Origin of the sequence: Actinomadura opuntiae (genome assembly GCF_030283205.1) — a bacterium.
Classification (GTDB): Bacteria; Actinomycetota; Actinomycetes; order Streptosporangiales; family Streptosporangiaceae; genus Spirillospora.
The window spans coordinates 300,832-313,040 of sequence record NZ_JASNWF010000013.1; the positions used below are offsets into that span (position 1 = coordinate 300,832).

At 72.6% G+C, this 12,209-nt stretch carries 10 protein-coding genes; all 10 read right to left on the reverse strand.

What is annotated here, in order from left to right:
- Positions 1-133 precede the first annotated feature (133 nt).
- Positions 134-1,444: a M16 family metallopeptidase gene (locus QP089_RS28205; RefSeq protein ID WP_285915421.1), complete on the reverse strand. Its 1,311-nt coding sequence runs from the start codon at positions 1,442-1,444 to the stop codon at positions 134-136.
- Between the two features lie 97 nt (positions 1,445-1,541).
- Complete coding sequence (locus QP089_RS28210) at positions 1,542-3,872, reverse strand: polyribonucleotide nucleotidyltransferase (RefSeq protein WP_285915458.1); 2,331 nt, start codon at positions 3,870-3,872, stop codon at positions 1,542-1,544.
- Positions 3,873-4,170: 298 nt separating this feature from the next.
- On the reverse strand, positions 4,171-4,440 hold the full coding sequence (gene rpsO / locus QP089_RS28215) for a 30S ribosomal protein S15 (protein WP_021599383.1): 270 nt from the start codon (positions 4,438-4,440) through the stop codon (positions 4,171-4,173).
- 227 nt (positions 4,441-4,667) lie between these two features.
- Positions 4,668-5,609: a bifunctional riboflavin kinase/FAD synthetase gene (locus QP089_RS28220; protein ID WP_285915460.1), complete on the reverse strand. Its 942-nt coding sequence runs from the start codon at positions 5,607-5,609 to the stop codon at positions 4,668-4,670.
- A 110-nt stretch (positions 5,610-5,719) separates the two neighbouring features.
- Entirely contained in the window at positions 5,720-6,340 is a 621-nt protein-coding gene (trhA, locus tag QP089_RS28225) for a PAQR family membrane homeostasis protein TrhA (RefSeq protein WP_285915461.1), read from the reverse strand.
- A gap of 276 nt (positions 6,341-6,616) precedes the next feature.
- A complete protein-coding gene (gene truB / locus QP089_RS28230; protein WP_285915434.1) occupies positions 6,617-7,489 on the reverse strand; it encodes a tRNA pseudouridine(55) synthase TruB in 873 nt (290 codons plus the stop codon).
- Between the two features lie 11 nt (positions 7,490-7,500).
- On the reverse strand, positions 7,501-8,877 hold the full coding sequence (locus QP089_RS28235) for a DHH family phosphoesterase (protein ID WP_285915436.1): 1,377 nt from the start codon (positions 8,875-8,877) through the stop codon (positions 7,501-7,503).
- Positions 8,874-9,416 carry a 30S ribosome-binding factor RbfA gene (gene rbfA, locus QP089_RS28240; protein ID WP_285915438.1) on the reverse strand — a complete coding sequence of 181 codons (543 nt, stop codon included), beginning with the start codon at positions 9,414-9,416 and terminating at the stop codon, positions 8,874-8,876. The genes QP089_RS28235 and rbfA overlap by 4 nt, the downstream gene beginning before the upstream one ends.
- A gap of 120 nt (positions 9,417-9,536) precedes the next feature.
- Positions 9,537-9,848, reverse strand: coding sequence for a DUF503 domain-containing protein (locus QP089_RS28245; RefSeq protein ID WP_285915439.1), 312 nt, complete (start codon positions 9,846-9,848; stop codon positions 9,537-9,539).
- Between the two features lie 221 nt (positions 9,849-10,069).
- On the reverse strand, positions 10,070-12,209 hold a 2,140-nt coding region (gene infB, locus QP089_RS28250), incomplete at its 5' end, for a translation initiation factor IF-2 (protein ID WP_285915441.1).

The window sequence follows — 12,209 nt, forward strand, 5'->3', positions numbered from 1 at the left end:
AGCGAGCGGAGCGGGCCCGCCCGACGGTTGTGAGGCTGTTTCGCCGCGGAGCGCCAGCGGAGCGGTGAAATGGCCTCACAACCGCGACGGGGGTTCCAGGGGGTCGCCCCCCTGGGAAACACAGCCCCCCGGGTCAGAACCTATCCCCCACCGGGCCGATCACCGTCAGGGCCTGGGGGGCGGTGAGGAGCTCGTGGGCGACGGCGCGGACGTCGTCGAGGGTGACGGCCTCGATGCGCGCGAGGACCTCGTCGACCGGCAGCAGCGACTCGTAGACGAGTTCGCTCTTGCCGATGCGGCTCATCCGGGAGCCGGTGTCCTCCAGGTTGAGGACCATGGCGCCGCGCAGCTGGCCCTTGCCGCGGTCCAGCTCCTCGGCGGTCAGGCTCTGCTCGGCGGCGCGTCCGACCTCGTCCCGGCAGATGGACAGGACCTCCTCGACCTTGCCGGGCTGGCAGCCGGCGTAGACGCCGAAGATGCCGGAGTCGGCGTACTGGGCGGTATAGCTGTACACCGAGTAGGCCAGGCCGCGCTTCTCGCGGATCTCCTGGAAGAGGCGGGACGACATGCCGCCGCCGAGCGCGGCGTTCAGCACGCCGAGGGCGAAGCGGCGGTCGTCGGTGCGGCACACGCCGGGGACGCCGAGCACGATGTGGGCCTGCTCGGTGTCCTTGTCGATGATGACGGTGCGCGGGTCGACGGGTGCGGCGGGGCCGCCGACGCGGGGCGGCGCGGGCGTGGCGTCGCCGGTGAGGTGCTCGGCGAACGCGTCCGACACCAGCCGGACGACCTCGTCGTGGTCGATGTTGCCCGCGACGGACACCACGAGGTTGGACGGGGTGTAGTGCTCCCGGTAGTAGCCGTGGATGCGGTCCCGCGACAGCGCGTTGATCGAGTCCTCGGTGCCGAGGATGGGGCGGCCGAGCGGGGTGTCGCCGTACAGCGCGGTGGCGAACTCGTCGTGGATGAGGTCGCCGGGGTCGTCGTCGCGCATGTGGATCTCTTCGAGGATCACGCCGCGCTCGGCCTCGACGTCCTCGGGGCGGTTCACCGAGTCCGCGACCATGTCGGAGACGACGTCCACGGCGAGCGGGAGGTCGGAGTCCAGCACCCGCGCGTAGTAGCAGGTGTACTCCTTGGCGGTGAAGGCGTTGAGGTCGCCGCCGACCGCGTCGATCGCGGCGGAGAGCTCCAGCGCCGACCGCCGCTTCGTGCCCTTGAACAGCACGTGCTCGAGGTAGTGGCTGGCGCCCGCGTCGGCGGGCGCCTCGTCGCGGGAGCCGACGGCCGACCAGACGCCGAACGCGGCGGACCGCACCGCCGGCGTCGACTCGGTGATCACCCGCAGCCCGCCGGGCAGCACGGTGCGGCGGACCGCGCCGGCGCCGTCGGTGTGGATCGTGGTGGTGGTGCCGGGCTCCTGCGCCCGCGCCGGCAGGGTCACGGTGTCGCTCGCATTCGGTGGTGGTCCGGGGTCGGGGCGGAAAGCGGCCGACCGGCCTGCCCGGGACGGGCAGGCCGGTCGGTCATCGCGTGCTCGGTCAGGAGTTGCGCTGGCCGGAGTCGTCGCCGCGGCGGGTGCGGCGGCGGCGCGGGGCGCGGCGGTCGCCGTCCTCGCGGCGCTCCCGGCCCCCGCCCGTGTCGTCGCCGTCGGCCTCGGCGGCGGCGGGCTCGTCGCCCTGCTCGGCCTTCTCGGCGGACTCGCGGTCGATCACCTCGACCGGGACCAGCGACAGCTTGCCGCGCTGGTCGATCTCGGTGACCTCGACCTGGATCTTCTCGCCGACGCCCATCACGTCCTCGACGTTCTCGATCCGGGCGCCGCCGTGCAGCTTGCGGATCTGCGAGACGTGCAGCAGGCCGTCCTTGCCGGGCAGCAGCGACACGAACGCGCCGAACGTGGTGGTCTTGACGACGGTGCCGAGGAACCGCTCGCCGACCTCCGGCATGTGCGGGTTCGCGATCGCGTTGATCGCGGTCCGCGCGGCCTCGGCGGACGGGCCGTCGGTGGCGCCGACGTAGATGGTGCCGTCGTCCTCGATCGTGATGTCGGCGCCGGTGTCGTCCTGGATCGAGTTGATCATCTTGCCCTTGGGGCCGATGACCTCGCCGATCTTGTCGACCGGGACCTTGATCGTAATGATCCGCGGCGCGTTCGGGCTCATCTCGGCGGGCGCCTCGATGGCCTCCTGCATCACGTCCAGGATCGCCAGCCGGGCGCCCTTGGCCTGCTTCAGCGCGGCGCCGAGCACCGAGGCGGGGATGCCGTCGAGCTTGGTGTCCAGCTGCAGCGCGGTGATCAGGTCGCGGGTGCCGGCGACCTTGAAGTCCATGTCGCCGAACGCGTCCTCGGCGCCGAGGATGTCGGTGAGGGTGACGTACTCGTCGCCCTCGTTGATCAGGCCCATCGCGATGCCCGCCACCATCTGCTTGAGCGGGACGCCCGCGTCCAGCAGCGACATGGTGGACGCGCAGACCGAGCCCATCGAGGTGGAGCCGTTGGACCCGAGCGCCTCCGACACCTGCCGGATCGCGTACGGGAACTCCTCGCGGGACGGCAGCACCGGGATCAGCGCGCGCTCGGCGAGCGCGCCGTGCCCGATCTCGCGGCGCTTGGGCGAGCCCACCCGGCCGGTCTCGCCGGTGGAGTACGGCGGGAAGTTGTAGTTGTGCATGTAGCGCTTGGTGCGCTCGGGGTTCAGCGTGTCGATCATCTGCTCCATGCGGAGCATGTTCAGCGTCGTCACGCCGAGGATCTGCGTCTCGCCGCGCTCGAACAGCGCCGAGCCGTGCACCCGCGGGAGCACGTGGGCCTCGGCGGTGAGCTGGCGGATGTCCTTCAGGCCGCGGCCGTCGATGCGCAGCCCGTCGCGGATGACCCGCTCGCGGACCAGCTTCTTGGTGACGGCGCGGTAGGCGGCGGAGATCTCCTTCTCGCGGCCCTCGAACTGCTCGGCGAGCTTCTCCGCGGCGGCGGCCTTGATCTCGTCGAGCCGGGCCTCGCGCTCCTGCTTGCCGGCGATCGTCAGCGCCTGCGCCAGGTCCTCGCTGACGGCGTCGGTGACGGCGGCGAGCACGTCGTCCTGGTAGTCCAGGAAGATCGGGTACTCGCGGGTGTCCTTCGCGGCGACGGCGGCGAGGTCGCTCTGCGCCTGGCACAGCGCCTTGATGAACGGCTTGGCCGCCTCCAGGCCCTGCGCGACGGTCTCCTCGGTCGGCGCGGCGGCGCCGTCGGCGACGAGCTTGAGGGTGTCGCGGGTGGACTCCGCCTCCACCATCATGATCGCGACGTCGCCGTCGGCCAGCACCCGGCCGGCCACGACCATGTCGAAGGTGGCGCGCTCGAGCTCGGGGTGGGTCGGGAAGCCGACCCACTGGCCCTCGATCAGCGCGACGCGGACGCCGCCGATCGGGCCGGAGAACGGCAGCCCGGCCAGCTGGGTGGACATCGAGGCGGCGTTGATCGCCACGACGTCGTACAGGTGGTCGGGGTGCAGCGCCATGATCGTCTCGACGACCTGGATCTCGTTGCGCAGCCCCTTGGTGAACGAGGGCCGCAGCGGCCGGTCGATCAGCCGGCAGGTCAGGATCGCGTCCTCGGACGGGCGGCCCTCGCGGCGGAAGAACGAGCCGGGGATGCGCCCGGCCGCGTACATCCGCTCCTCGACGTCCACGGTCAGCGGGAAGAAGTCCAGGTTCTCCTTGGGCTTCTTGGACGCGGTGGTCGCCGACAGCACCATCGTCTCGTCGTCGAGGTAGGCGACGGCGGAGCCGGCCGCCTGGCGGGCCAGCCGGCCCGTCTCGAACCGGATGGTGCGGGTGCCGAACGTGCCGTTGTCGATCACGGCCTCGGTGCTCTGCGCTCCGTCGATGCGCACGGCTTCTGTCACGGGAAACCTCCTCAGGGTTCCTTCGTCGGACCTCGCGGCCGTTTCCCGTGGCTTGTCACGCTGCCGGTCTTCGATCGAAGCACCCGGATCGTCAGGCCCGCCGATGCGGCGGGACGGATCCGGAAGCCACTACCGAGGACCGGCCCGCACCAGCGGTGTCCGCGAGGCTCTTCTCTTCGGTTCTACCCCCGGACGGGACGTCGCTGCCCCGCCCGGGTCCTACGGGTCCTACAGGTCCTACAAAGAGAGGGAGCGGCCCGGCGGGCCGCTCCCTCACCGGCTAGCGGCGCAGACCGAGTCGCTCGATCAGCTGCCGGTAGCGGTTGATGTCCTTGTTGCTCAGGTACTTCAGGAGCCGGCGACGACGGCCGACCAGCAGCAGCAGGCCGCGGCGGCTGTGGTGGTCGTGCTTGTGCTCCTTGAGGTGCTCGGTCAGATCGTTGATGCGGCGCGTCAGCAGCGCGACCTGGACCTCCGGGGATCCGGTGTCACCCTCAGTGGTCGCGTACTCGGCGATGATCTGGTTCTTCGTGGCGGTGTCGAGCGACACGTGGCTCCTTCGATGAGGTCGTCACCCGCAGATCCGGGCCCGGTGGGCGCACGGGTCCGCATGGTGCGTTGGAGAGGTGGCGGGCCGCATGAGGGTGCAGCCCAGCCGCGCCGGGGCCCATCCCGGCGACTATTCACCGTACCATGTCGAAAACCCGCCCGGTCACGCAGCGGAATCCGCCATGATCGCGACGTGTGCGGGCGTCCGGCGGAGCCGCGCCGGGCCGGTCAGGACGTGATCTCGCGGGCCCGGTCCACGTCGCGGCGCATCTCCTCGATCAGCGCGTCGACCGAGTCGAACTTCAGCGTGTCGCGGATGCGGGCGGTGAAGTCGACGCCCATGTGCTCGCCGTACAGGTCGAGGTCGTCGCGGTCCAGGGCGTAGGCCTCGACGGTCCGCTCCCCCGCGCCCTCGAACGTCGGGTTGGTGCCGATGGAGATCGCGGCGGGCCAGCGGAATCCCGGGTAGCGGTCGGTGTCGGCGACCAGCCAGCCCCCGTACACCCCGTCGGCGGGGACCGCGGTGTGCGGCAGCGTCTCCAGGTTCGCGGTGGGGAAGCCGAGCGCCCGGCCCCGCTGGTGGCCGCGGACGACCACGCCCTCGACGCGGTGCGGGCGGCCGAGCGAGGCCGCGGCGCCCTCGACGTCGCCGGCCTCCAGCCGCTCCCGGATGTAGGTGGAGGAGATCGTGTCGCCGTTGGCGACCAGCGGCATGCCCTCGGCGGTGAAGTCGTACTTGGCGCCGAGCTCCTTCAGCAGCGCGACGTCGCCCTTGGCCCGGTGCCCGAACCGGAAGTCCTCGCCGACGATGACGTGCGCCGCGTGCAGCCGGTCGACCAGGACCTGCTGGACGAACTCGTCCGGCGGGGTCTTCGACAGCTCCAGCGTGAACGGCACGACCACGACCGCGTCGGTGCCGAGGCCCTCCAGCAGCTCGATGCGCCGCTGGGTGGTGGCCAGCAGCGGCGGGTGGGTGCCGGGGCGGACCACCTCGTCGGGGTGCGGGTCGAAGGTGATCGTCACCGAGCGCAGGCCGCGGCGGCGCGCCTCCTCGGCGGCGGCGCCGACGATCCGCTGATGGCCGAGGTGCACGCCGTCGAACACCCCGATGGTGACCACCGAACGGCCCCAGTCGGCCGGAACCTCGTCGAGGCCATGCCAGCGCCGCACCATGCTCTCCCTGCGTAGGACGTCCCTGCGGGTTCTGTCTGTCGACATAAGAGTGCCATGCGCCGTCCGATGCCGTTACCCGAGGGGGCGCGCTCCGGCCCGTCCCGCCGTCAGCCGGACTGGTAGACGACGAACGACACGGCGATGTACTGCAGGACGTACGCGGCGAGCGTGAAGGCGTGGAACACCTCGTGGAAGCCGAACCAGCGCGGCGACGGGTTGGGGCGGCGCAGCCCGTAGACGATGCCTCCGACGCTGTAGCAGATGCCGCCGACCGCGACCATCACGCATGCGACGACGCCGGCGCCGTCCAGGAACTGCGGCAGGAAGAACACCGCCACCCAGCCCAGCACGATGTAGAGGGTCACGTACAGCAGGCGCGGGGCGCCGATCCAGGTGGTGCGGAAGACCACACCGGCGATGGCGCCCGTCCACACCGTGGCGAGCACGGCGATGCGGACGCCGCCGTCGAGCGCCAGCACGGCGAAGGGCGTGTAGGTCCCGGCGATGATCAGGTAGATGTTGGCGTGGTCGAAGCGGCGCAGCACCTCGATCAGCCGGTGCGAGTCGGCCTGCCGGTGGTAGGTCCCGGAGATGCCGAACAGGAGCCCGGACGTGGCGACGTAGACCGCCGAGGAGAGCCGGGCGAGCGGGGTGGGGCCGAGCGCGACGAGCACCAGTCCCGCGAGCATGACGGCCGGGAACGCGCCGAGGTGCAGCCAGCCGCGCATCCTCGGTTTGGTCGGGGAGCCGGCCGGGGCGCCCGGTTCGGGGCCGCGTCCGGGGTCGTCCGCGGGGTCGGTCACGGGATCGGTCACCGTGGTCAAGGCAGCCTCCTCTGCAACTAACCTACGGTTACGTAGGTTACGCGCCCGTAGGTTGCGGGCGCACCGCCGCCGCGGGGTGACGCTCGCCACGATGCCGTCCGCCCGAGGGCGCGCCCGCGCCGACACGCATGATCCGATGCCCCGGCACCGGTTCTCAAGCGGTGCGCAGGAGAAACTCGCCTAACCGACGAAGACGGCGAAAGGCTTGGCCGTCCCGCCCTGCTCCTCGACCAGGGCCAGGAGGGTCCCGTCCGGCGCGAACACGCCGACGGGGCCCGGGCCCAGGCCGGCCGCCGCGAGACGGCCGCCGTGCGCGACCTTGCGGGCGTCGTCCTCCGAGACGTCCCGGCGCGGGAACACCGCCGCGACCGCCTCCGCCATCGGCAGGATCTCCGGCTTCTCGGCGAGCTGGTCGAGGGTGCGCGCCATGGCCAGGTCGTACGGGCCGACGCGGGTGCGGCGCAGCGCCGTCAGGTGCCCGCCGCAGCCGAGCGCCGCGCCGAGGTCGCGGGCCAGCGCCCGGATGTAGGTGCCGGACGAGCACGACACCGACGCGTCCACGTCGATCACCTCGCCGTGCCGCCGGACGTCCAGGACCCGGAACTCGTGCACCGTCACCGGACGGGCCGCGAGCGCGACCTCCTCGCCCTTGCGGGCCATCTTGTAAGCCCGCTGCCCGTTCACCTTGATCGCGCTGACCTGCGGCGGGACCTGCTCGATCGGCCCGGTCAGCGCCGCGATCCCCGCGTGCAGCGCCTCGTCGGCCACCGATGCGGCGGACGCGGTCGCGGTGATCTCGCCCTCGGCGTCGTCGGTATTGGTCGTCTCGCCCAGCCGGATCGTCGCGTCGTAGCCCTTCTCGGTCAGCGCGAGATGGCCGAGCAGCCGGGTCGCCTTCCCGACGCCGAGGACGAGCACGCCCGTCGCCATCGGGTCCAGCGTCCCCGCGTGCCCGACGCGGCGGGTCTTCGCCAGCCGCCGCATCTTGCCGACCACGTCGTGCGAGGTCCAGTCCGCCGGCTTGTCCACGATGACAAGTCCCGAGTTCTCCACGCGCGCGCTCTCTACTCTCCGTCGGGGCCCGGCTCGCGCAGCGCCCCGCGCAGCCGGTCGATGATCCAGGCGGGCTCCCCGCCCATGGTGAACGCGGCGGCGGTGCGGTGCCCGCCCCCGCCCAGCTCCACGCAGGCGCGGCCGACGTCCACCGCGCCCTTCGCGCGCGTCGACACGTACCACTCGCCCCGGTCGTTCTCCTTCAGCACGACCGCGACCTCGGCCTCGTCGGTGCGCCTGAGCTGGTCGATGACGCCTTCCAGCTGGTCGTAGGGGACGTCGCGAGCCTCCCGGTCGGAGCGGGCGATGGTCGTCCAGACCAGGCCCCGGCCGCCCGCCGCGTCGCGCTCCAGCCGCGCCCGCGACAGCGCCCCCGCCAGCACCTGCAGGTAGCCGAACGGCGCCCGGTCCCACAGCTCGCGGCTGACCGCCTCCGGCCGCACCCCGGCCGTCAGCAGCCGCCCGGCCAGGTCGTGCACCTCGGGCGTCGTGCACGGGTACTTGAACGAGCCGGTGTCGCTGGCCAGGCCCGCGTACAGGCCCTGCGCGATGTCGCCGTCCAGCGGCACGCCGAGCCGCCGGATCAGCTCCTCGACCAGCACCGCCGTGGCGGCCGCGTCCGGATCGACCAGGCGGACGCCGCCGAACCCGACGTTGGACGCGTGGTGGTCGATGACGATCAGCGACCCGGCCCGGCCCGCCGCGCCGGCGAGCGACCCGAGCCGCGCCTGCCCCGCCGCGTCCAGGGAGATCATCAGCGCGGGCGCGGCCGGCATCCGCGCGGGCTCGACCAGGAACTCCTGGCCCGGCAGGAACCGCAGGATCGCCGGCACCGCGAACGGCTCGCCGAACGAGGCCAGGCACCGCTTGCCCATCGCGTGCAGCGCCTGCGCGAGCGCGAGCATCGAGCCGAGCGCGTCGCCGTCCGGGGCTATGTGGCAGGCGAGGCATACCTCGTCGGCGGCCTCGATCAGCTCGACGGCACGGCCCCACTGCGTCTCGGCGACCGCTCCATTCGCCGCCCTACCGCCGGACCCCGCATCGGCGGGCATCCCCTGCGGCAGCGGCGCCCGGACGGCCGACGGCACAGCCGCGCGCGCCTCCGGACCGCCGGCCCCGGGCCCGTTCGGAGCGGCCGCGTTCAGGCCGGCCCCGTTCGGAACGGCTCCGGTGGGATCGGTCCCGTTCGCGACGGCGCCGTTAGGACCGGTCCCCTTGGGGGCGGCTCCGTTCGGGGCCGGTGCGGGCTGCGGCGGGGCACCGCCGCGGACGGTGCCGCTGGGCACGATGTCGTGGCCGCTCGCCCCGTGCCCGCCCATCGCGTGCAGCGAGCACTCCTCGGCCCAGGGGGCGCCCGGCGTGTCCGCGCGCCCGTCCCGCGCGCTCACGATGACGGGCGTCCGGACCGGCCGTCCTCACCGTCCCCCGCCGTGTCGCCGCCCTCGTCCAGGTCGTCCTCGTCCAGGTCGTCCTCGTCGTCGGCGTCCGCGCCGTCGAGGTCGGCGTCGTCGGCGGGCTCGCGGTACGGGTTGGCCTCACCCGCCGGGGACGCGCCCTGCGCGGCCCTCGCCACCTCGGCGTCCTTCGCGCGGGCCTTGGCGAGCAGGTCGTCGATGTGCGCCGCGTTCTCCATCAGGGAGTCCATGACGAACGTGATGCTGGGCGTGTGCCGCACCCCGGTCTTCCTGCCCACCTCCGACCGGATGACGCCCTTGGCGCTCTCCAGCGCCGCCGCCGTCTCGGCGCGCTCGCCGTCCGACCCGTACACCGTGTAGTACACGGTCGCGTCGCGCAGGTCGTTGGTGATGCGGGTGTCCGTCACGGTCACGAAGCCGAGCCGGGGATCCTTGATCCGCCTCTCCAGCATCTCGGCCACGATCTGCTGGATGCGGTCGGCGAGCTTGCGCGCCCGAGCTGCGTCCACCATGATCGCACTCCCTTTCTCTATGGTCGCGGGGCGCCGCGGGGGCGATCCCCCGCGGTCCCCGGTGTCCCGGCCGGCCGCCGTCCGCCGCTCCGCCGGAGCCTCGCGCCAGACGCCGCCCGGTCAGTCCTCGTCGTCGTTGAACAGCCGCTGCCGCGCGGACAGCAGCTCGATCTCCGGCCGCCCGAACACCAGGCGCTCGCACTGGTCGAGCACCCGGGTGCAGTTGGCCGCGGTGCCCGAGACCACGGCGATGCCGATCTGCGCCCTGCGGTGCAGGTCGTTGTCGCCGGTCTCGGCCACCGCCACCCCCGGGAAGTGCTTGCGCACCTCGGCGATGACGGGCCGGACCACCGACCGCTTCTGCTTGAGCGAGCGGACGTCCCCCAGCAGCAGGTCGAGAGTCAGCGCACCCACGTACACCTGGTCGATCACCTCGGGATCCACACGTAGGAACGACGGCGGTGAGCCGCCGTGTTCCCGGGCCGCCCGGCGGGCGCCCGGGAATGACAGACGCCAGGCTAGAAGAACAGCCTGGCGTCGTGTCACATTTTTTCACCGCTCCGTCCCGGCCGGGCGCCGCCCGGACCCGGCCCGAAGGCCGGGGTCCGCGCGGCGCCCGTACCGCGGACGGTCTCGTGCCGCGGGCGCGGGCCTCAGTCGCGAGGCTTCTCCCGCATCTCGAAGCACTCGATGACATCGCCGAGCTTGATGTCGTTGTAGCCGACCCCGATGCCGCACTCGAAGCCCTCGCGGACCTCGGTCGCGTCGTCCTTGAAGCGGCGCAGCGACGACACCGTGAGGTTGTCGGCGACCACGACGCCGTCGCGGACGAGCCGCGCCTTGGCGTTGCGCTGGATGATCCCCGAAGTGACCATCGAACCGCCGACGTTGCCGATCCGCGGCACCTTGAAGATCTCGCGGATCTCGGCGGTGCCCAGCTGGACCTCTTCGAACTCCGGCTTGAGCATGCCCTTGAGGGCGGCCTCGATCTCGTCGATCGCCTGGTAGATGACCGAGTAGTAGCGGATGTCGACGCCCTCGCGGTCGGCCAGTTCCTGCGCGTTGCGCTCCGGCCGGACGTTGAAGCCGATGATGACCGCGCCCTCCTCGGACGCCAGCGACAGGTTGACGTCGTCCTGCGTGATCGCGCCGACACCGCGGCGGATGATCCGCAGGCTGACCTCGTCGCCCACGTCGATCTTGAGGAGCGAGTCCTCCAGCGCCTCGACCGAACCGGACACGTCTCCCTTGAGGATGAGCAGCAGTTCCTGCCGCTTGCCCTCCTGGAAGTCCTTGAACAGTTCCTCGAGGGAGCTGCTCTTGCGGCTCCGCAGCAGTTCGGCGTTGCGCTTGCGCGCCACCCGCTTGTCGGCGATCTGCCGGGCGACCCGGTCGTCCTCGACGACCAGGAAGTTGTCCCCGGCGCCGGGCACGGCCGCGAGGCCGAGCACCATCACCGGACGGGACGGGCCCGCCTCCTCGACGCTGTTGCCGTTCTCGTCGAGCATCGCCCGGACGCGGCCGCTGGCCACGCCGCAGACGATCGAGTCGCCGACCCGCAGCGTGCCGCGCTGCACCAGCACGGTCGCCACGGCGCCCCGGCCCTTGTCCAGGTGGGCCTCGATGGCCGAGCCCTGGGCGGGCATGTCGGGGTTGGCCTTCAGCTCCAGCTCGGCGTCGGCGGTCAGGATGATCGCCTCGAGCAGCCCGTCGATGTTGGTGCCCTGCTTGGCGGACACGTCGACGAACTGGGTCTGACCGCCGAACTCCTCGGCGACCAGGCCGTACTCGGTGAGCTGCGCCCGGACCCGGTTCGTGTCCGCGCCCTCGACGTCGATCTTGTTGACCGCGACCACGATCGGCACCCCGGCCGCGGTGGCGTGGTCGATCGCCTCGGTGGTCTGCGGCTTGACGCCGTCGTCCGCGGCGACCACCAGCACCACCAGGTCGGTGGTGTCGGCACCGCGGGCGCGCATGGCGGTGAACGCCTCGTGGCCCGGGGTGTCGATGAAGGTGATCTTGCGGTCCTCGCCGTCCACCTGGGTCTCGACCTGGTAGGCGCCGATGTGCTGGGTGATGCCGCCGGCCTCGCCCGCCTGCACGTTGGCGTGCCGGATGGCGTCCAGCAGCTTGGTCTTGCCGTGGTCGACGTGGCCCATGACGGTGACCACCGGCGGACGGGACTCGAGGTGCTCCTCGCCGCCCTCGTCCTCGCCGTACTCGATGTCGAAGGACTCGAGCAGCGCGCGGTCCTCCTCCTCGGGGCTGACGACATGGACCTCGAAGTCCAGCTCCAGGCCCAGGGCCTGCAGGTCGTCGGGGTCGACCGACTGCGTCGCGGTGAGCATCTTGCCGAGGTGCATCATGATCGCGACGAGCGACGCCGGGTTGGCGCCGATCTTCTCGGCGAAGTCGGTCAGCGACGCGCCCTGCGGAAGGCTGATGGCCTTGCCATTGCCGCGCGGAGCCGAGACGCCGCCGACGGCGGGCGCCTGCATGTTCTCGAACTCTTGACGACGCGCCCGCTTCGACTTGCGGCCGCGTGCGGGACGTCCGCCCGGACGTCCGAACGCGCCCTGCGTGCCGCCGCGACCGCGGCCGCCGCCACCGGGACGGGGGCCGAAGCCGCCGCCCGGACGACCGCCGCCGCCGGCGCGGGGCGCACCGAAGCCGCCGCCGCCACCGGGACGACCGCCGCCACCGGGACCGCGACCGCCACCGCCGCCGCCCGGACGGCCACCGCCGCCGGGACCGCGGCCGCCGCCGCCCCCACCGGGACCGCCGCGCCCGGGG

Bases quoted from the DNA above. Each gene is read 5' to 3' on its own strand.
- trhA (WP_285915461.1), bottom strand. From the start codon at position 6,340: ATGCGCGGCTGGCTGCACCTCGGCGCGTTCCCGGCCGTCATGCTCGCG.
- rbfA (WP_285915438.1), bottom strand. From the start codon at position 9,416: ATGGTGGACGCAGCTCGGGCGCGCAAGCTCGCCGACCGCATCCAGCAG.